General features: G+C 68.6%; 19 protein-coding genes. 13 read left to right on the top strand and 6 right to left on the bottom strand.

The genetic code is table 11. The annotated features are described in order from the left end of the window. Nucleotides 1-30 precede the first annotated feature (30 nt). The gene (locus tag ACYVIO_RS40120) at nt 31-639 is read left to right on the top strand and encodes a GNAT family N-acetyltransferase (protein ID WP_460656258.1); all 609 of its coding nucleotides are present in this window, start codon (nt 31-33) and stop codon (nt 637-639) included. Here ACYVIO_RS40120 and ACYVIO_RS40115 read toward each other — a convergent pair. After that, nucleotides 629-1,639 (bottom strand): LLM class flavin-dependent oxidoreductase, encoded by a 1,011-nt coding sequence (locus ACYVIO_RS40115; protein WP_460656257.1) that lies wholly within the window; start codon nt 1,637-1,639, stop codon nt 629-631. The genes ACYVIO_RS40120 and ACYVIO_RS40115 overlap by 11 nt on opposite strands. Nucleotides 1,640-1,803: 164 nt before the next feature. Between ACYVIO_RS40115 and ACYVIO_RS40110 the strand changes: the two genes are divergently transcribed. Continuing rightward, nucleotides 1,804-2,448 carry a C39 family peptidase gene (locus tag ACYVIO_RS40110; protein ID WP_460656256.1) on the top strand — a complete coding sequence of 215 codons (645 nt, stop codon included), beginning with the start codon at nt 1,804-1,806 and terminating at the stop codon, nt 2,446-2,448. A 57-nt stretch (nt 2,449-2,505) separates the two neighbouring features. On the opposite strand, the gene ACYVIO_RS40105 is transcribed toward ACYVIO_RS40110, so the two are convergent. Further along, the gene (locus ACYVIO_RS40105; RefSeq protein ID WP_460656255.1) at nt 2,506-3,327 is read right to left on the bottom strand and encodes an SDR family NAD(P)-dependent oxidoreductase; all 822 of its coding nucleotides are present in this window, start codon (nt 3,325-3,327) and stop codon (nt 2,506-2,508) included. A 71-nt stretch (nt 3,328-3,398) separates the two neighbouring features. Here ACYVIO_RS40105 and ACYVIO_RS40100 point away from each other — a divergent pair, with 71 nt between their 5' ends. The 3 genes from ACYVIO_RS40100 to ACYVIO_RS40090 all read left to right on the top strand — a co-directional run bounded on the left by ACYVIO_RS40100 (nt 3,399) and on the right by ACYVIO_RS40090 (nt 5,720). Beyond that, nucleotides 3,399-4,301 (top strand): LysR family transcriptional regulator, encoded by a 903-nt coding sequence (locus ACYVIO_RS40100; protein ID WP_460656254.1) that lies wholly within the window; start codon nt 3,399-3,401, stop codon nt 4,299-4,301. A gap of 61 nt (nt 4,302-4,362) precedes the next feature. Next, complete coding sequence (gene rlmN / locus ACYVIO_RS40095; RefSeq protein ID WP_460656253.1) at nt 4,363-5,481, top strand: dual-specificity RNA methyltransferase RlmN; 1,119 nt, start codon at nt 4,363-4,365, stop codon at nt 5,479-5,481. After that, a complete protein-coding gene (locus ACYVIO_RS40090; protein ID WP_460656252.1) occupies nt 5,481-5,720 on the top strand; it encodes a DivIVA domain-containing protein in 240 nt (79 codons plus the stop codon). Before rlmN ends, ACYVIO_RS40090 begins: the two co-directional genes overlap by 1 nt. Here the strand turns inward: ACYVIO_RS40090 and ACYVIO_RS40085 are convergent. Further along, nucleotides 5,707-6,405, bottom strand: a complete 699-nt coding sequence (locus tag ACYVIO_RS40085) for an alpha/beta fold hydrolase (RefSeq protein WP_460656251.1) — start codon at nt 6,403-6,405, stop codon at nt 5,707-5,709. The two genes, ACYVIO_RS40090 and ACYVIO_RS40085, sit on opposite strands and share 14 nt — an antisense overlap. Before the next feature lie 187 nt (nt 6,406-6,592). Here ACYVIO_RS40085 and pdxY point away from each other — a divergent pair, with 187 nt between their 5' ends. Continuing rightward, a complete protein-coding gene (gene pdxY, locus ACYVIO_RS40080; protein WP_460656250.1) occupies nt 6,593-7,444 on the top strand; it encodes a pyridoxal kinase PdxY in 852 nt (283 codons plus the stop codon). Here the strand turns inward: pdxY and ACYVIO_RS40075 are convergent. Beyond that, complete coding sequence (locus tag ACYVIO_RS40075; RefSeq protein WP_460656249.1) at nt 7,429-8,532, bottom strand: LOG family protein; 1,104 nt, start codon at nt 8,530-8,532, stop codon at nt 7,429-7,431. The genes pdxY and ACYVIO_RS40075 overlap by 16 nt on opposite strands. 54 nt (nt 8,533-8,586) lie before the next feature. On the opposite strand from ACYVIO_RS40075, the gene ACYVIO_RS40070 reads away from it, so the two are divergent. Then, nucleotides 8,587-9,876 (top strand): aspartate aminotransferase family protein, encoded by a 1,290-nt coding sequence (locus ACYVIO_RS40070; RefSeq protein ID WP_460656248.1) that lies wholly within the window; start codon nt 8,587-8,589, stop codon nt 9,874-9,876. 57 nt (nt 9,877-9,933) lie between these two features. Here ACYVIO_RS40070 and ACYVIO_RS40065 read toward each other — a convergent pair whose 3' ends face one another. Continuing rightward, nucleotides 9,934-10,821: an aminoglycoside phosphotransferase family protein gene (locus ACYVIO_RS40065; RefSeq protein WP_460656247.1), complete on the bottom strand. Its 888-nt coding sequence runs from the start codon at nt 10,819-10,821 to the stop codon at nt 9,934-9,936. A 43-nt stretch (nt 10,822-10,864) separates the two neighbouring features. Further along, entirely contained in the window at nt 10,865-12,652 is a 1,788-nt protein-coding gene (locus tag ACYVIO_RS40060; RefSeq protein ID WP_460656246.1) for a sigma-54-dependent Fis family transcriptional regulator, read from the bottom strand. A gap of 157 nt (nt 12,653-12,809) precedes the next feature. On the opposite strand from ACYVIO_RS40060, the gene ACYVIO_RS40055 reads away from it, so the two are divergent. From ACYVIO_RS40055 to groL, 6 genes are all read left to right on the top strand, one after another. Beyond that, nucleotides 12,810-14,456: an aromatic/alkene/methane monooxygenase hydroxylase/oxygenase subunit alpha gene (locus ACYVIO_RS40055; protein WP_460656245.1), complete on the top strand. Its 1,647-nt coding sequence runs from the start codon at nt 12,810-12,812 to the stop codon at nt 14,454-14,456. Nucleotides 14,457-14,538: 82 nt separating this feature from the next. Beyond that, nucleotides 14,539-15,561: an FAD-binding oxidoreductase gene (locus ACYVIO_RS40050; protein WP_460656244.1), complete on the top strand. Its 1,023-nt coding sequence runs from the start codon at nt 14,539-14,541 to the stop codon at nt 15,559-15,561. A gap of 9 nt (nt 15,562-15,570) precedes the next feature. Further along, nucleotides 15,571-16,668, top strand: coding sequence for an aromatic/alkene monooxygenase hydroxylase subunit beta (locus ACYVIO_RS40045; RefSeq protein WP_460656243.1), 1,098 nt, complete (start codon nt 15,571-15,573; stop codon nt 16,666-16,668). Next, nucleotides 16,665-17,021: a propane 2-monooxygenase effector subunit MimD gene (mimD, locus tag ACYVIO_RS40040; RefSeq protein ID WP_460656242.1), complete on the top strand. Its 357-nt coding sequence runs from the start codon at nt 16,665-16,667 to the stop codon at nt 17,019-17,021. The genes ACYVIO_RS40045 and mimD overlap by 4 nt, the downstream gene beginning before the upstream one ends. 56 nt (nt 17,022-17,077) lie before the next feature. Next, nucleotides 17,078-18,112: an amidohydrolase family protein gene (locus tag ACYVIO_RS40035; protein WP_460656241.1), complete on the top strand. Its 1,035-nt coding sequence runs from the start codon at nt 17,078-17,080 to the stop codon at nt 18,110-18,112. Nucleotides 18,113-18,127: 15 nt separating this feature from the next. Then, nucleotides 18,128-19,777, top strand: a complete 1,650-nt coding sequence (gene groL / locus ACYVIO_RS40030; RefSeq protein WP_460656240.1) for a chaperonin GroEL — start codon at nt 18,128-18,130, stop codon at nt 19,775-19,777. Nucleotides 19,778-19,862 lie beyond the last annotated feature (85 nt).

Here is a 19,862-nt window from a genome sequence, read left to right as displayed (position 1 = left end):
CGGCCGCCGTTCCGGAGGTTGGCTGAGGTCATGACCATCGCTCCGGACGGCCGCCCACTGGTCGACGACCTCGTACGCCTCGACAAGTTCGTTGCCTCTGACACCGATCAGCTGTACGCCGCGATCGACGACGACCGGGTGTACGCCGCGGGCTTCGGCGGTGGGCCCGGCGGGCGCCCGGCCGATGCCGAGCAGATGCGTGAGCGGTGGACCAAGTCCACCCAGCTGAGGACGGCGTACGTCGTACGGCTCGCGAAGGACTCCGAACTGGGGGCCGAAGGCACCGTCGTCGGGACGACGAGCCTCGGCGACGTCGACCTGGCCAACGAGCGCGTCCACCTCGGCTGGACCGGTTACGCGCCGGCGGTCTGGGGGACGGCGGTCAACCCGTCGTGCAAGTTCCTGATGCTCCAGCACGCGTTCGAGGACTGTGGCTTCAACCGGGTGAAGATCCAGACCAGCCTGGTGAACACCAGGTCGCAGGCGGCGATCGCGAAGCTCGGCGCGACCCGCGAAGGTGTGCTGCGCCGGCACATCAAGCAGCCCGACGGCAGCTGGCGGGACACGGTCGTGTTCTCGATCCTGGCCGACGAGTGGCCCGACGTACGGAAGGGTCTGCTCGCCAGGATCAGTGGCTGACGCGGAGACCGGCGAGCTCGGCCAGCAGGCGGTAGTTCTCCAGCAGGTCGGCGCGGTCGTAGGTGTTGGTCGTGATCAGCAGCTCGTCGGCGCCGGCCAGCTCGACCAGTCCGCCCAACGCCAGATCCACTTCGTCCGGCGTGCCGTAGATCTGGCCCTCCAGCGACTGCTCGAAGAAGCCGCGCTCCTTGTCACTCATCACCCGCTGCGGATCGAAGGGCTCCAGCGGCGGGAAGACGCCGCGGGTGCGCGAGTAGGCGCTCGACCATGCCTCTGGCAACAGCAACTGCCGAGCCGCTTCGGTCGTTGAAGCAACAGCCGCGGTAGCCGCCAGTACGACGTACGGCTGCTCGGCCCACGCCGACGGCGTGAAGGCCGAGCTGTAGCGAGCCAGCGAGTCGAGCAGGGCGGCCTCACCGCGCACGCCGGCAATGACCAGCGGCAGGCCAAGTGAGGCCGCGAGCTGGGCGCCCTCACCGACAGCCAGCACGTACGCCGGTACGCGCAGCCCTTCGCCCGGTCGGGCGTGGACCTGCGGGTGGTTCCGCTGAGTGCCGGTGAAGTAGCCGAGCAGCTCGCGGACCTGGTCGGTGAAGTCCTCGGCGGCGTCCTTCTCGACGCCGAGCGCACGGCGAATCCCGTTGGTGAAGCCGACCGAGCGGCCGAGGCCCATGTCGATGCGGCCCGGGTAGAGCGACTCCAGTACGCCGAACTGCTCCGCCACGACCAGCGGCTGGTGATTGGGCAGCATCACCCCGCCGGTGCCGACCCGGATCCGCTCGGTCGAGGCGGCTACCGCCGCGGCGAGGACAGTCGGCGCCGAGCCGACCACGCCGGGCACGCTGTGGTGCTCGGAGACCCAGAACCGGTGGTAGCCGAGCTCCTCGACCTGCTGCGCGAGCCGGACCGTGCCGCGCAGCGTCTCCGCCTCGGTCTCGCCCACGCGGGTCCGCGAACGGTCGAGGATCGACAGGGGAACACCGCGCAGCGAGGAAGTCATGATGCAGAGTCCAACGGCACGGTCAAGCCTTGTCATTCCTGATTGAAAGGAAGCACCCACGAGAATTGAATCTCAGTAAGTCCTTTACATCGCCACCGAATGCGACTGCACTGGGTGCTTGGGTGGCCACGCCCGGTCATCGGGGGCGACTGTGAGGAGCTGAGATGAGCAAGAAGGTGAAAGCCGTACTCAGCGGTCTGGTGCTGACCGGCGCGTTGCTGATGCCGGCCGCCGGTCCGGCGGTGGCTGTCGAACCGGTGGCCGTGAAGACAATTCCCAGCGGCGCTACCCAGACGCTGACCGCCAAGACGCTGCAGGTGGACTTCCAGTATCAGGAGACCGGCTACTGGTGTGGCCCGGCGGCGACGCGGATCGCCTTGTCGGCGCGGGTCGCTCCGCCGAGCCAGCAGCAGCTGGCCAACGAGCTGCCGACCACCACGAACGGCACCGACTGGATCGGTCAGGTGACGCGGGTGCTCAACAACCACGTCGGCACCGGCTGGTACGAGACGAAGGAGATGCCGAACGACCCGCCCACGCAGGGCCAGCGGGACCTGCTGTGGAACGACATCGTGCTCGACATCGACAACAACTACCCGATCGTGGCCAACATCGTCGCGCCCGCCAGCAACCATCCGCCGGGCTACCCGGACTACACGATCTACCACTACTTCACGGTGATCGGGTACGACTCCGCCGACATGACCGTGCTGATCGCCGACCCGGCCGGCTTCGCCCCGACGGCGACGTACTGGCTCACCTTCAACCAGCTCGCGACCCTGATCCCGCCGAAGGGCTACTCGGCCTGACCCGTCAGCAGCCGAACAGTCGCCCGCCCGCTAGGCGGGCGGGCGACAGGTGGGGAGTTAGATCGCGGTGGAGCGGCTGAGTTCTTCCCACTCGGTGACTGAGGCCAGCAGGGCCTCGTGGTGTTCGCGGAGGCCGTCGACGGCGTCGTTGCCCAGCAGGAGGCGCAGGGGCGGGGTGCCGCTGTCCAGTGCCTTCATGATGGCGGCGACGCCCTTGACCGGGTCGTTCGGCTCCGAGTCGAGCAAGGCGACAGTGGCCTCGCGGGTGGCACCTGCTGTCTCGCTGTAGACGTCGAGCGGGCTGGTGATCACCTTGTTGCGGTTGAACGCCGTACGGAAGGCGCCCGGCTCGACGATCAGGACGCGGATGCCCAGCGGAGCCAGCTCGGTGGCCAGGGCCTCGGAGTAGCCCTCCAGAGCGTGCTTGGCGGAGTTGTAGGCGCCGTAGCCCGGGTAGGTCTTCAGCCCGCCGAGCGAGCTCATCTGCACGATCGTGCCCGAGCCCTGCGCATGCAGGACCGGCAGAACTGCCTCAGTGACCTGGGCGGCGCCGAAGAACACCACGTCGAACTGCTCGCGCAGCCTCTGGACGCCGACCTCTTCGATCGCGCCCATCACCATCGAGCCGGCGTTGTTCACCAGTACGTCGATCCGGCCGAACACTGCCAGCGTTGCCTGTACGGCGGCCTCGATCGACGCCGGGTCGGTGACGTCCAGCGCCGCCGTACTGGCGCCACGCGAAGCCAAATCAGCCAGTGTCTCGGGTCGACGAGCTGTGGCCATCACCTGGTCGCCGGCAGCCAGTGCGGCCAGGACCAGCTCGCGTCCGAAGCCCGTGGAGCAGCCGGTGATCAGCCAAACCTTGTTGTTGTTTTCCATGCTTCGAGTCTTCGTCGGAACCCCTGTGTGGGACCAACACCGGCTGCCTGGCACAGCAGTAGCCTGTGCCTGTGACCCCCGAGCTGCGCCAGCTGCGCTACTTCGTCGCGGTGGCGGAGGAGTCGAGCTTCACCCGCGCCGCGGCCCGGCTGACGATCGCCCAGCAGTCGCTGTCGCAGCAGATCACCCTGCTGGAGCGGCTGGTCGGCGCCAAGCTGTTCGACCGGGACAGCCGCGGTACTGCGCTGACCGAGGTCGGTGCGCTCTTCCTGCCCGAGGCACGCGCCGTACTGGAGCGTGCGGACCAGGCCATGGCTGTAGTCGCCCGTGCGGTCCGTGGCGAGATCGGCCTGCTCCGGATGGCCTTCCTGGCGACCACCGCCAACTACCTGCTCCCACCGGTCGTCCGGGCCGTCCGCGAGCGCTTCCCGGACCTCGAGCTCGCCACCGAGGAGACCACGATCGGTCCGCTGGTCGAGGGCGTCCGCAGCGGCCGGTACGACGTGGCGTTCACCCGGCCGCCGCTGGTCGACGACCTGGCGACCAGGACTCTGGTCCGCGAGGAGGTCTGCGCCGTACTGCCGGAGGGGCACGCGCTGGCCGACCGACCGGAGCTGACCCTGCGCGACCTGGCCGACGAGCCCTGGCTGCTGACGCCGCGCAGCTCGTGGGGGCCGTGGCACGACGTGTACGACGCGGAGTTCCGCGCGGCCGGGTTCGAGCCGAAGGTGGTGCACCGGGACGCGAGCATCCAGGTGCTGCTCGGCATGGTCGCGGCCGGGGTCGGGGTGACCAGGCTGGCCAGGTCGGCGTCGAGCCTGCGGCGTACGGGGGTCGTGTTCGTGCCGCTGGCGGGGGAGAGCGTGTCGACCGAGATGGTCTGGCTGCCCGGGAACACGTCGCCGGTGCTGCCCGCCGTACGGGAAACCGTCGCGCGACTCGCTGCCGAAAGCGATCTCACCGCGGCAGGCTAGTGACCGGTACCACCAGTGTGAATTTGTGAAAGCGGTCGGCGGCGAGGGACAATCGAGGGCGATGACTACCTCCCTCCCGCTTGTTTTCGATGAACCGCGCCGTGCCAAGAAGCCGCCGCGGCACTTGGCCGACCTCAGCGGGGAGGAGCGCAAGGCCGCGGTGGTGGCGCTCGGGGAGCCCGCGTTCCGCGCCAAGCAGCTGTCGAACCATTACTTCTCCCGGTTGGTGTCCGACCCCGCCGAGATGACGGACCTGCCGGCCGCGACCCGCGACAAGCTGGCGGCCGACCTGTTGCCGCCGCTGCTGACCAAGGTCCGCGACATGGAGTGCGACAACGGCCAGACCCGCAAGTCGCTGTGGAAGCTGCTCGACGGCTCGCTGGTCGAGTCCGTGCTGATGCGCTACACCGACCGGACCACGATGTGCGTCTCGTCCCAGGCCGGCTGCGGGATGGCCTGCCCGTTCTGCGCCACCGGCCAGGCGGGTCTGACGCGGAACATGACGACCGCCGAGATCGTCGAGCAGGTCGTCGACGGCGCTCGCGCGCTGTCCCGCGGTGAGATCGCGGGTGGCCCGGGGCGGGTCAACAACATCGTGTTCATGGGCATGGGCGAGCCGATGGCCAACTACAAGGCCGTGATCGGTGCGGTCCGCCGGTTCACCGCGCCGTCGCCGGAGGGTCTGGGCATCTCCGCCCGCGGCGTCACCGTGTCGACCGTCGGCCTGGTGCCGCGGATCAACCAGCTCGCCGACGAAGGCATCCCGGTCACGCTCGCGCTGTCGCTGCACGCGCCGGACGACGAGCTGCGCGACGAGCTGGTCCCGATCAACAACCGGTGGAAGGTCGACGAGGTGCTCGACGCCGCCTGGGCCTACGCCGAGAAGACGAAGCGCCGGGTCTCGATCGAGTACGCGATGATCCGCGACATCAACGACCACGCCTGGCGCGCGGACCTGCTGGCCGAGAAGCTGGCCGCCCGCGGCGACTGGGGCTGGGTGCACGTCAACCTGATCCCGCTGAACCCGACGCCGGGCTCGAAGTGGACCGCCTCCGACCCGGCCGACGAGCGCGAGTTCGTCCGCCGCCTGCAGGCCGGTGGCATCCCGACGACGGTTCGCGACACCCGCGGCCAGGAGATCGACGGCGCCTGCGGCCAGCTCGCCGCCGCCAACAGCTGATGGACACCCCGCAGTTCCGCCTGGTCAAGTGGCAGCAGGCGTACGACGTGAGCGAGGTCGATGCGTTCGTCGACCGCTTGCAGCTCACCGTCGACGGCCTGGCCGGCGCTGACCCGGTCACCGCCGACGAGATCCGCAAGATCCAGTTCCGCGGCAGCGGCCTGTTCCGCGAGGGCTACGACGTCCAGGAAGTCGACATGTTCCTCGATCGCGCGGAGAGCCTGCTCAGCTCACGCTGACCAGTAGTGCGGCCAGTTCGGCGGGCTTGGAGAACATCGGCCAGTGGCCGGTGTCGAGCTCGGCCAGGGTCCATGACGGGGACTCGAGGTGTTGCAGGACGGGGTTGCTCGGGGTCGGGCCGTCCATCAGGCACTTCACGTACGTCGTCGGCAGCTCGGTGATCGGCCGCGCGAGGACCGCGGGCTCGGTGATCGCTCGGCCGGGGTGCGGCGTGGAGCGCTTCACGATCGTGGCGATCTGGTCGTCGGTGAGGTCCTGGCCGGCGTAGTCCTCGGCGGTCAGCGCCGGCCAGAAGCCGCCTGACTCGGCCAACTGGCCCGCCAGCCACGCGCGTCCCTCCGGCGACCATCCCTCGGCGAACGACTGGCCCTCGACTGGGATGTTGGAGTCCAGGTAGATCACTCGCCGCAGCCTGTCGCCGAGCTGAGCCGCCGCCTGCCCGGCCGGGATGCCGGAGTAGCTGTGGCCGACGATCACCACGTCAGTCAATCCCTCGGCCGCAGACAAGATGTCGGCCACGTGCTGCGCCTGAGGAGTCTGCGCCGAGTCAGGCTGATGCCGCTCGGCCAGCCCGGTCAGCGTCACCGGGTACGCCTTGTGCCCCTCGGCCTCTAGCAGGTCGGCGACCTCGTCCCACGCCCACGCACCCAGCCACGCCCCCGGAACCAGTACGAAATCAGCCATACGGAGGAACCTAGGGCAGCGCACCGACAAATTGAGAAACCCGGGCGAGGCGGGGCGGGGGCGGGGCGAGGCAAGGAGGCGGAGCGGGGCAAGGCGAGGCGGGGCGGGGCGAGGGGGAGCGGGTGCTGGCCGGCCCCCGGCACCACGTCCCTCCGGCGCGGCCGGAGCGGGATGGCATGATCGAGCGGTGAAGATCCTCTCGATCCAGTCCGCGGTGGCCTTTGGGCACGTGGGCAACTCGGCTGCCGTGTTTCCGCTTCAGCGCATCGGGGTGGAGGTGCTGCCGGTCTACACGGTGAACTTCTCGAACCACACCGGGTACGGCGCGTGGCGGGGGCCGATGATCAGTCCGGACGACGTCCGCGAGGTGCTGCTCGGGATCGAGGACCGGGGGGTGCTGCCGCAGATCGACGTGGTGCTCTCGGGGTACCAGGGTGGTGAGGGGATCGCCGACGTGATCCTCGAAACCGTCGAGCGGGTGAAGACGGCGAACCCTGCGGCCGTGTACTCCTGCGACCCGGTGATGGGCAACGCGAAGTCCGGGTGCTTCGTCGCGCCGGCGATTCCGGTGCTGCTGCGGGACCGGGTGGTTCCGGCGGCCGACATCATCACGCCGAACCAGTTCGAGCTGGGCTTCCTGACCAACACCGAGCCGGACACGCTCGAGTCCACGCTGGCGTCGGTCGAGCTGATCCGCGCGACCGGGCCGCGGACGGTGCTTGTCACCAGCGTCGAGCGGCCGGACCGCGAGGACGGCACGATCGAGATGCTCGCTGTCGACGACAGCGGTGCGTGGCTCGTGCAGACGCCGTACATCCCGATGAAGGCGAACGGCTCCGGCGACGTGACGGCTGCGCTCTTCACCGCGCACTACCGCCGTACAGGGGACCTCTCGGAGGCGCTCGCGCGGACGACGTCGAGCGTGTTCGACCTGCTGACCCGCACCCACGAGTCGGGCGAGCGCGAGCTGCAGCTGGTCGAGTCGCAGGAGGCCTACGCCAACCCGCAGTTGCAGTTCAAGCCTCAGCGCGTGGTCTGAACCAGCTTGGCGGCGTCCTCGATGGAGTCGACCAAGTAGACGGACGACTCCATCGGACGGCCGTCGGACAGCGCCTGCAGTAGCGGCCAGACGGGCAGCCGAGAGGTCCAGTGCTCGACGCCCACCAGCACCATGGGGACCTGCGTGGCCGGGTCGCCGTAGTAGTTGGGTGTGACGGCCTGGAAGATCTCCTGGACGGTGCCGGCGGCGCCGGGCAGGTAGATGATGCCGCCGCGCGCCCGGCTGAGCAGGACGTCCTCGCGCTGGGCGTTGGAGAAGTACTTCGCGATCGACGAGGCGAACACGTTCGGCGGCTCGTGGCCGTAGAACCAGGTCGGGATGGAGACGCCGCCGTCGCCCGGATAGGCCTGGCGGACTGCCAGACCGGCCGCAGCCCAGGCGGCGATCGACGGGCGGAACGACGGTACGGCGGCCAGCGAGTCGAGCGCAGTGTCGACCGCAGTAGCGTCGTACGACGCCAGCATCGCGCCCAGGTTGGCCGCCTCCATCGCGCCCGGGCCGCCGCCGGTGGCTACGGTCAGACCGGCCAGGGTCAGCACCCGGCCGAGCTCGACGGCCGACCGGTACGTCGGGTCGCCGCGCTTGATCCCGTGGCCACCCATCACGCCGATCCAGGGCTTGCCGTCGGGGAGCTCGTGCAGCGCGTCGGCGATCGAGTGGTCGTGCAGCGCGGCCGCGAGGGTCCGGCTGGTGTCGCCCTTCTCGTCGTGCTGGCGGGACCAGGCGTAGATCTGCGCGTCCGGCGTCGCCGCGTAGCCGGCGTCGAGACCGGCGTACAGCTGGTCGGCGTCGTACAGGACACCGCGGTACGGGTCGAACGGCAGCTCCGGGATGGCCGGGAAGAGCAGCCCGCCGCCGTCGCGGATCCAGGCGGCCGCCGGCTCCTCGAGCGCGCAGCCGAGGAAGAGCGACCCCACCGGCGTCAGGGCCAGCAGCTGCTCAGTACGGGCGGTCAGGTCGACCGACTGGACCCTCCAGCCGTTCATCGAGGTCGCTCCCGCGGCCAGGATCTGGTCGAAGTGGTCCAGGGACTCGATGTCCACGTGCGGGATGCTCGGCTGCGTCACCCGCAGCACCCTAGAACACTGTCGGTCAGCACCGAGATGAGGTATTGCTAAGACATGACACATGCGGAGCTGTGGGAGCGTCACCAGGCCGTCATGCCGGACTGGCTCGCCTTGTACTACGAGGAGCCGATCGAGATCGTCAAGGGATCCGGCCGCCGGGTCACTGACGGGGAAGGCAAGGAGTACCTCGACTTCTTCGCCGGCATCCTGACCAACGCGATCGGCTACGACATCGCCGAGATCTCCGACGCCGTCCGCGAGCAGCTGAGCAGCGGCGTCGCGCACACCTCCACCGTGTACCTGATCCGCCGGCAGATCGAGCTGGCCGAGAAGATCGCCGAGCTGTCCGGGATCCCGGACGCGAAGGTGTTCTTCACCAACTCCGGCACCGAGGCGAACGAGGCCGCGCTGCTGTTCGCGACCCAGAAGCGCCGGTCGAACCAGGTTCTCGCGATGCGGAACTCGTACCACGGCCGCGGCTTCGGCACGGTGGCGATCACCGGCAACCGCGGCTGGTCGGCGAGCAGCCTGTCGCCGGTCAACGTCCAGTACCTGCAGGGCGCGTACCGCTACCGCAGCCCGTTCCGCGACCTGTCCGACGCCGACTACGTGAAGGCGTGCGTCGACGATCTGCGCGAGGTGATCGCGACGACGACCGCCGGGGACGTCGCCTGCCTGATCGTCGAGCCGATCCAGGGCGTCGGCGGGTTCTCGTCGCCGCCGGACGGTCTGTACGCCGCGTTCAAGGAGGTCCTCGACGAGTACGGGATCCTGCTGATCTCGGACGAGGTGCAGACCGGGTGGGGCCGGACCGGCGAGCACTTCTGGGGCATCCAGGCGCACGACGTCGTACCGGACGCGATGACGTTCGCGAAGGGACTCGGCAACGGGTTCGCGATCGGTGGGGTCGTCGCGACGCCCGCGCTGATGGACAGTCTGAGCGCGAACTCGCTGTCTACGTTCGGTGGGAACCCGATCTCGACGAGCGCCGCGAAGGCGACGATCGAGTACCTGCTCGACCACGACCTGCAGGCCAACGCCGCCAAGCGCGGCGCGCAGCTGGCCGACGGGCTGCGGGGGATCGCCGACGAGTTCCCCGAGCTTGGCGATGTCCGCGGCAAGGGGCTCATGCTGGCGGCCGAGATCGTCAAGCCCGGCGACAACGCGCCGGACGCGGCGACCACGGCCAAGCTCCAGCAGGAGGCGAAGAACCGCGGCCTGCTCATCGGCAAGGGCGGCCTCTACGGCAACGTCCTCCGGATGGCCCCGCCGATGACGCTCACGGAGCCGGAGACCACCGAAGCGATCGAGATCCTCCGGGAGTCCTTCAACACCCTTCGCTGAAGAACACGCGCCGGCCCGCCTGCGGCGGGCCGGCGCGTGAGGGAAGAGAGGGCGAGGTCAGAGGGCGTAGCGCTGGTGGTCGGCGAGGACCTCGTCGATCACCAGCCGGTTGGTCTCTTCGTCCCGGCCGTCGGCGAGAACGATCAGCGCCTTCCACAGCGCCCAGCCGCGCGCCCGCGCCCACGTGCCGGCATCAGCAGCGACAGTACGCCGAAAGGCCTCACGGCTGGCGCCCGAGAACATCGTCCACGCGATCACCAGGTCGCAGGCCGGATCCCCGACCCCCGACGTCCCGAAGTCGATCACCGCCGACAGCTTCCCGTCCCGCACCAGAAGGTTGCCTGAGGCAATGTCTCCGTGGAACCAGACCGGCGGCCCGTCGAAGCGGCTGGCCAGCGCGGCCTCCCACACCGCAGACGCAGCGTCCACATCGACCTGTCCGGCCAAGACCCGCAGCGCCGCACGAGTCTCCGAGTCGTAGTACGCCGGCGGCCCGCCCCGGTGGAAGTTGTGCCCACCCGGCACCGGCCCACCTGTCGCGTCGCACGCCTGCAGCGCCAGCAAAAACTCCCCGACCGCCACCGCGAACGCCGTCAGGTCGGAGATCCGCTCGAGCGACGACGCCTCCCCGTCGAGCCACCGTCGCACCGACCAGTGGAAGGCGTACCCCTCACCCGGCACACCGTTGCCCAGCACCTCCGGCACCGGCACCGGCAAGAAGGGCGCGAGCCGCGGAATCCACTCGTTCTCCTTGCCCACGGCATCCGCGTACGCCGCCGCGCTCGGCAGCCGCACCGTCATCGACGAGCCCAGCCGGTACGTCCGGTTGTCCCACCCGTCCACCTTCACCGGCTCGACCGGCAGATCGGCCCACTGCGGGAACTGCGCCTTCACCAGCCGCCGCACCAGCCCCGCGTCGATCCCACCGCGTCCGTCAGTAGCCATCCGGAAAGTCTCCCGGCGAGGCCACCCACCGCGCAACGCAGTTTCAGATCGTCAGCACGATCCCGTAGTCGCGGATCTTGCGGTAGATGGTCGCCCTCGACATCCCCAGATCGCTCGCGGCCTTGTCCTTGTTGCCGCGGTGGATGACCAGCGCCTTGACCACAGCGTCCCGCTCCAGCGACTCCAGCTGCGTGAGCCGCCGTCGGGTCGTGGCACGGCACTCGCCCGGCAGGTCGTCGAGCTGGATCGTCCCGGACCGCCGGTGCTGAGCCACCCGCAGCAGGACCCGCCGCAGCTGCTCCACGTTGCCCAGCCAGGGCAGCCGCATCAGCTGCGCCAGCGCGGACGACGAGATGCTCAGCTGGTTGCCCCGGTTGAGTCGGCCGAGCAGGTGGGGGACCAGCTTGTGCATGTCCTCCAGGTGGTGCCGCAGCGGCGGCACCTCGATGGTGTGGGCGAAGTGCGGCAGCAGTTGGGCGTCGACGGCGGGATTGCGCGGCTCGCTCCGCATGGTCAGCGCGACCCAGACCCCACGCCGCTGGTCGGCGTGCTCGAGCAGCAGGTCGGACAGCCCGTTCACCGTCTCCGCGTCGAGCAGATGCGCACGCCGTACGACGAGAGACCCCGCCCCGGCCGCCAGCTCCTCGGCGATCGTGTCCAGCCAGGCCGGACCGGCCTCCGCCGCGTCCATCACCCGGAAGTGCCCGGAGCCGTTGCGCAGCTGGTTCACCGAGCGCAGCAGCGCGATCTTGCCGACGCCGGCCTCGCCCTCCAGCACCACCCACGACCCGCTCTGCCGCGAGCTGTCGACGGCATGGCTGACCCGCTGCCAGGTCGCACTGGTCCCAGCCAGCCCAGGCATCACCGGGACGATCGTCGGCGGCGCGCCCGTCGACGAGTCCAGACCGGACTGCACCTGAATCCGCAGTACGCCGCCGGCGAGCTCAGCGCCGCTGAACGCCGGCTTGTAGTCCATCCTGGCGACCAAACCGCTCGGCAGGTCGGTCACCAACGTCATCGGGCTGGCCTCTCCAGAAGCGTCGGCAGACCGAGTCAGCAGCGCCGCCTGGTCGGCAGGGTCGAACCGCTGCTGCGCCTGGGCGTTCATCATCACCAGGTCCTTGCTCAGCGCGAGCACACCGCTCCCCGGGTGCTGACAGGCCGCCAGGTAGTCCCGGAACAGCGCCAGCTCCCGCGCACCAGCCCGAGCCAGCACCTGCTGCTCGATCTTCTGCGCGGTCGAGCGGGCGCAGTACATCAGCAGAGCGTTCGAATGAGCCACCGACGACGTCAGATCCAGTACGCCGAGCAGCGCGCCCGTGATCGGGTGGTGGATCGGCGCGCCCGCGCAGGCGAAACCGCCGAGCCGGCCGGTGAAGTGCTCGCTGCCGGTCACCATCGTCGGGATGCCGGCCTCCAGCGTCGTACCGATCCCGTTGGTGCCGACCTGCTCCTCGGCGTAGCTGAAGCCGGGGGACAGGTAGGCGCGATCCAGCTCCCGCACCAGCGATTGATCGGAGCAGGTGCGCTGCAGCACCAGTCCGTGGGCGTCGGTGAGGATGATGCTCACCGATTCGTTGGCCAGCTCCTCGGCCAGCGCGGACAGCACCGGCGTCGCACTGACCGCCAGCGCCGACTGTTCCTCGATCGGGCCGAGGTACGTCGGGTCGAGGTGGTCGGTGTCCACCCGCAGCCGCGACGACCGGACCCAGGACGCCTGGATCGGTTCGCGGACCAGGGGATCGAAGTCGCCGGAGGACAGGAACAGGTCGCGCGCCTGCCGCAGGACCAGGCTGTTTCCGCGCGAGTTGGCGGTACGACGGTCGTCCACAGGCGGCGCCTCTCGTCATCGGGGCTTGCACCCAATCTACGGGCGACTGCCTCCACAGTCCGTCTCAGATTGAGACAAGCGCAAGGGCTCGGACAGTGTCCGATAGGCACCACGGCGCCCTCGGCGTCGTACCTGACCCTGACCGAGGAGGCAGACCGTGAGCAGGCAGAGTCTGAGCAAGGCCCATGCCAAGATCACCGAACTGTCCTGGGAGCCGACCTTCGCCACTCCCGCGACACGCTTCGGGACCGACTACAGCTTCGACAAAGCTCCGAAGAAGGACCCGCTCAAGCAGATCATGCGGTCCTACTTCCCGATGGAGGAGGAGAAGGACAACCGCGTCTTCGGCGCCATGGACGGCGCGATCCGCGGCAACATGTTCCGCCAGGTGCAGCAGCGCTGGATGGAGTGGCAGAAGCTGTTCCTGTCCATCATCCCGTTCCCGGAGATCTCCGCGGCCCGGGCGATGCCGATGGCCATCGACGCCGTCCCGAACCCGGAGATCCACAACGGGCTCGCGGTGCAGATGATCGACGAGGTCCGGCACTCGACGATCCAGATGAACCTGAAGAAGCTGTACATGAACCACTACATCGACCCGGCCGGGTTCGACATCACCGAGAAGGCGTTCGCGAACAACTACGCGGGCACCATCGGCCGGCAGTTCGGCGAGGGGTTCATCACCGGTGACGCGATCACCGCGGCCAACATCTACCTCACGGTGGTGGCCGAGACCGCGTTCACCAACACGCTGTTCGTCGCGATGCCGGACGAGGCCGCGGCCAACGGCGACTACCTGCTGCCGACGGTGTTCCACTCGGTCCAGTCCGACGAGTCCCGGCACATCAGCAACGGGTACTCGATCCTGCTGATGGCGCTGGCCGACGAGGACAACCGCCAGCTGCTCGAGCGCGACCTGCGCTACGCCTGGTGGAACAACCACTGCGTCGTCGACGCCGCGATCGGCACCTTCATCGAGTACGGGACGAAGGACCGCCGCAAGGATCGGGACTCGTACGCCGAGATGTGGCGCCGCTGGATCTACGACGACTACTACCGCAGCTACCTGATCCCGCTGGAGAAGTACGGCCTGAAGATCCCGCACGACCTGGTCGAGGAGGCCTGGAACCGGATCTACAACAAGGGCTACGTGCACGAGGTGGCGCAGTTCTTCGCCACCGGCTGGCCGGTGAACTACTGGCGGATCGACCCGATGACCGACGAGGACTTCGAGTGGTTCGAGTTCAAGTACCCGGGTTGGTACAACAAGTACGGCAAGTGGTGGGAGAACTACAACCGCCTGCGCTACCCGGGCAAGAACAAGCCGATCGCGTTCGAGAACGTCGACTACGAGTACCCGCACCGGTGCTGGACCTGCATGGTCCCGGCGCTGATCCGCGAGGACATGGTCACCGAGAAGGTCGACGGCCAGTGGCGCACCTACTGCTCCGAGACCTGCGCGTGGACCGACATCAAGGCGTTCCGTCCTGAGTACGAGGGCCGCCCGACGCCGAACATGGGCCGGCTGACCGGTCACCGCGAGTGGGAGACGCTGCACCACAACCGGGACCTGGCCGACATCATCAAGGATCTCGGCTACGTGCGCGACGACGGCAAGACGCTGATCCCGCAGCCGCACCTGGACCTCGACGACCCGAAGAAGCTCTGGACCCTGGACGACGTCCGCGGGATCAACTTCGCCAGCCCGAACATCACGCTGAACGAGATGTCCGACGCCGATCGCGAGGCGCACATCGCGGCGTACACGGCCGGCGGGCCCGCAGGCCGTCCCGCGAAGGTCTGACCAACCCCCAGGCAGATCGGTGGCGGCGAACCCTGGCACCACTCGCCGCCACCGGTCGCCCGAGCCCGAACAGGAGTCGTCGATGGGTGACAAGCACGTCGTACGGTTCGAGCCCGTCGACCTCGAGATGGAGGTCGACGAGAACGAGACCGTCCTGGACGCCGCGTTCCGGCAGGGCATCGCGCTGATGCACGGCTGCAAGGAGGGCCAGTGCGCCGCCTGCAAGTCGTTCCTGCTGGACGGTGACGTGCAGATGGACCGGTACTCGACGTTCGCGCTGGCCGAGTACGAGAGCGACGAGGGCTACATCCTGCTCTGCAAGTCGCACGCGTACTCCGACCTGACCGTCGAACTGATCAACTACGACGAGGAGGAACTGCGCAACGCCGTACCGCTGCAGCACCTACGGACCACGATCGCCGCGATCGAGCCGATCACGCACGACATCGTCTCGCTCCGGCTGGACCTGGTCGAACCGACGGCCTTCACCTTCAAACCCGGCCAGTACGCCGACATCGCGATCCCCGGCCACGACGGCCACCGGTCCTTCTCGATGGCCAACCTGCCGGACCAGCCGCTGGAGTTCCTGATCAAGAAGTACCCCGGCGGGCACTTCTCCGGCCTGCTCGACGGTGAGCTGAAAGCCGGCGACACCCTGGAGCTGGACGGCCCGTACGGCACGTTCACGCTGAAGAAGTCGTCGGACCGCCCGATCGTCTGCATCGGCGGGGGAGCGGGGATGGCCCCGATCCTGTCGCTGCTGCGGCACGCGGTGCGGGACGGGATCGACCGGCCGATTCGCTTCTACTACGGCGCCCGGACCGAGAACGACCTGTTCTACCTCGACCAGATCGAGGAGCTCGGCGCGCAGCTCGGCGACTTCGCGTTCGTCGGCTGCCTGTCCGAGAGCTGGCCGGACGACTGGGAGCACACCGGCTTCGTCACGGAGGTGGTGCAGCGGCTGGAGCCAGGGCTGGCCGGTTACGACGCCTACCTGTGCGGGCCCCCGCCGATGGTCGACGCGGCGATGGACCTGCTCGAGATGGCCGGCGTACCGCGGGAGCACATCCACTACGACAAGTTCACCACTTCGGTGGCGGAGTAGGAGATCGAGATGGCAGACACGAAAGAACGGAGCTTCCCGCACCCGGAGTTCACCGACTCCGAGGCCGGCGCGCTCACGTTCCCGAGCTCCACGAGTCGCAGCTACAACTACTACAAGCCGGCCAAGGCGCGGGCGACGACGTACGAGGACGTGACGTTCGACGTCCAGCCTGACCCCGAGCGGCACCTGTCGCAGGGCTGGATCTACGGCTTCGCGAACTCCCCGGGCGGCTACCCGCAGGACTGGACCCGGCTCAAGTCGGCGGACTGGCACCAGTTCCGGGACCCGAACGAGGAGTGGGAGAAGACGATCTACCGCAACAACGCGGCGGTCGTCCGGCAGATCGGGCTGAGCCTGGAGAACGCCAAGCGGGCCAAGGCCTACAGCCACTGGAACCCGGCCTGGACCCGGTTCATCGAGCGCAACCTCGGCGCGTGGATGCACGCCGAGAACGGCCTGGGCATGCACGTGTTCACCGCCGCCCAGCGGTCGGCGCCGACGAACATGATCAACAACGCGATCTGCGTCAACGCCGCCCACAAGCTGCGGTTCGCCCAGGACCTGGCGCTGTTCAACCTCGACCTGGCCGAGTCCGACATCGACTTCGACGGCCAGGTGCACCGCGACGTCTGGCAGAACGACCCGGTCTGGCAGGGCGTCCGGGAGACCGTCGAGCGGCTGACCGCGATCGGCGACTGGGGCGAGGCGCTGTTCGCCACCAACGTGGTGTTCGAGTCCCTGGTCGGCGTGCTGTTCCGGTCCGACCTGCTGATGCAGATCTCGGCCCGCAACGGCGACTACATCACCCCGACCATCGTCGGGGCCGGCGAGAACGACTACAGCCGCGACCTCGGGTACAGCCGGGCGCTGTTCTCGCTGCTCACCCGTGACGAGAAGCACGGTGCCGAGAACAAGGCCGTGCTCGGCGAGTGGCTGTCGGTCTGGGTGCCGCAGTGCCTGCGCGCGGCCCACGAGCTGCAGCCGATCTGGTCGCAGCCGAACGAGAAGGTCGTCACCTTCGCCGACTCCCTCGACGCGGCCAAGGCGACGTTCCGCAGCGTCCTGTCCGACCTCGACCTCGACGTACCGAAGGAGCTGGACCAGTGAGCGAACCCAAGGAGTTCGGCGCGGTCGACCGCACTTTCTCCAACATGTGCGGCGTGACCTTGATGAACAACCAGAACGGCCACGTGGTCGCCCAGATCATGGGGGCCAAGGACAACGTCGAGATCACCGAGTACCCGTCGATGATCCGGGTCGACGGCGTCGGCAAGCTCACCTTCGACTTCGCCGAGATCTCCGAGGCGCTCGGCGCCGACTTCGACCAGTCCGACTTCGAGGAGATCATGTCCACCCACTACGGGCGGATGGTCCACTTCGACGACAAGACGATGCTCTTCTCCAGCCCGGAGGAAGCCGCCGAGTACATCGACTTCGACCTCGTCGAGGTCTCCAGCTGATTCCCCTGGGCCCCGGTCCGCCGGGGCCCAGCTGCTGCCTGCCAGGGAGGCAAACCATGTACGAGCACAACGGCGAGAAGTACTACGTGGTCGACAGCCACGTGCACTTCTGGAACGGCCGGCCGGAGAACAACCGCAACCGGTACGGCGAAGGCTTCACCGCCTGCTTCTACGACTACCACCGCAACCTGTCGCCGGAGGAGTACGTCTGGACGCCGGAGAAGTTCGGCGCCTACTCCGAGGCCGACCTGCTGCACGACCTGTTCGAGATCGGGTACGTCGACAAGGCGATCTTCCAGCCGACGTACCTGACCGACTTCTACGTCGACGGGTTCAACACCACCGAGCGCGACGGCGCCGTGATGGAGAACAACCCGGGCAAGTTCATCACCAACGGCGCCTGGGACCCGCGCGACGGCGCCGAGGGCCTGGACAAGCTGGAGGAGCTGCACGCCCGCTGGAACCTGCAGGGCGTCAAGCTCTACACCGCGGAGTGGAAGGGCGACTCCAAGGGCTGGAAGCTGTCCGACCCGTCGGCCGAGCCGTACCTGCGCAAGTGCGTCGAGCTCGGCATCACCAACATCCACGTCCACAAGGGCCCCACGATCTACCCGTTGAACCGGGACGCCTTCGACGTGCAGGACATCGACTACGCGGCCTCGATGTTCCCCGAGCTGAACTTCATCGTCGAGCACGTCGGCCTGCCGCGGCTGGAGGACTTCTGCTGGATCGCCACGCAGGAGCCCAACGTGTACGGCGGTCTGGCGGTCGCGATGCCGTTCATGCACAGCCGGCCCCGGTACTTCGCCCAGATCATCGGCGAGCTCCTGTACTGGATCGGCGAGGACCGGATCACCTTCGCCAGCGACTACGCGATCTGGCAGCCCAAGTGGCTGGTCGAGCAGTTCGTCGACTTCCAGATCCCCGAGGACATGCAGTCCGAGTACGGCGTTCTCACGCCGGACGTGAAGCGCAAGATCCTCGGGCTGAACGCGGCCAAGCTCTACGACCTCGACGTGCCCGCCGAGCTGCGGATCGTTGCCGACGACACCGACAAGCCGATCGGCTCCGCGCCGGTCCAGGTCGCCTGACCGAAAGGATCCACCATGGCCAAGGACCTCCGCTTCTCCGCCGACGCGCGGCAGCTGCTCGAGCAGGGCGTGAACGCGCTCGCCGACGCGGTCAAGGTGACGCTCGGCCCGAAGGGGCGCAACGCCGTCCTGGAGAAGCTCACCGGACCGCCGACCATCACCAACGACGGCGTGACGATCGCCCGTGAGATCCAGCTGCGCGACCCGTTCGCCAACATGGGCGCGCAGCTGGTCAAGGAAGTCGCGATGAAGACCAACGGCGTCGCCGGCGACGGGACGACGACCGCGACCGTGCTCGCCCAGGCGCTGGTGCGCGAAGGGCTGCGCGCCGTCGACGAGGGCGCCAACCCGATGCAGCTGCGGCGCGGGATCGAGGAGGCCGTCGCGGTCGTCGTCCGGACGCTGCTGGAGCGGACCTCGGAGATCGGCGGCGACACCGACCTGCTGTACGTCGCGACGCTGTCGGCCAACGACGACCCGGAGATCGGGGCCGTCATCTCGCAGGCGATGAGCCGGGTCGGCAAGACCGGCGTGGTCACCGTCGAGGAGTCACCGGCGTACGGGCTGAGCCTGAACGTTGTCGATGGCATCGAGTTCGACCACGGCTTCATCTCGCCGTACATGGTGACCGACAAGGAGCGGATGGAGACGGTCTTCGAGGACCCGTTCATCCTGCTGACCAACCAGAAGATCAGCCAGCTGCAGGACCTGATGCCGACGCTGGAGGCGGTGACACGCTCGGGCCGGCCCCTGGTGATCCTGGCCGAGAACGTCGAGGGCCCGGCGCTGCAGATGCTGGTCAGCAACAACGTGCACGACACGTTCCGGTCGGTCGTCGTCCGGGCTCCTGGGTTCGGGCACCGGAGGGTCGCCGAACTGGAGGACCTGGCCGCTGTCCTGGGCGGTCGGGTGGTCAGCGAGGACTCCGGCGTGAACCTGCACTCGGTGACGACGGCGGACCTCGGCAGCTGCCACCGGATCACGATCACCGAGAACGGTACGACGATGGTCGGCGGCGCGGGTGCGGCCGATCTGGTCGAGGCGCGGCTGCACCAGCTGGAGAAGGAGCTCGACCGGACCGAGAACGAGCACGACCAGGACAACCTGAAGCTGCGGATCGCGCGGCTCGCCGGCCGGGTCGCCGTGATCCACGTCGGCGCGGCCACGGGGGTCGAGCTGAAGGAGAAGCAGCACCGGGTCGAGGACTCGCTGTCGGCCACGCGGGCGGCGCTCGAGGAAGGCGTGATCGCCGGAGGTGGTTCGGCGCTGACGCAGGCCCGTGACTCGCTCGACAAGCTCGAGCTCACCGGCGACGCGCTGGCCGGGCGCGAGATCGTTCGCCAGTCGCTGGCCGAACCGCTGCGCTGGATCGCCATCAACGCCGGGTACGACGGCGACGAGGTCGTGAAGACCGTCTCGGAACTGCCGCTCGGTCAGGGCTTCAACGCGCTCACCGGCGAGTTCGGCGACATGTTCGACTTCGGCGTGATGGACCCGGTCAAGATCACCCGCTCGGCGCTGGAGAGCGCGGCGTCGATCGCCGCGCTGCTGATCACCACCGAGACCGCCATCGTCGAGGAGGTGCTCGGCAACCCCGGCGCCATCATGGCCCCCGGTTTCGGCGACCTCGCCGAAGGCATGGTCCGCCCCTCGAACATCTACTGACCCGCATGACCCAACTGGCCCGCCCGCCTCCGCCCCCTCCCGGGGGCGGGCGCCCGTGTCGCGGCGGTGAGCGCCCGTCCCGAAG

Source organism: Kribbella endophytica (genome assembly GCF_054781295.1).
This window is presented reverse-complemented; position numbering and strand designations above follow the sequence as displayed.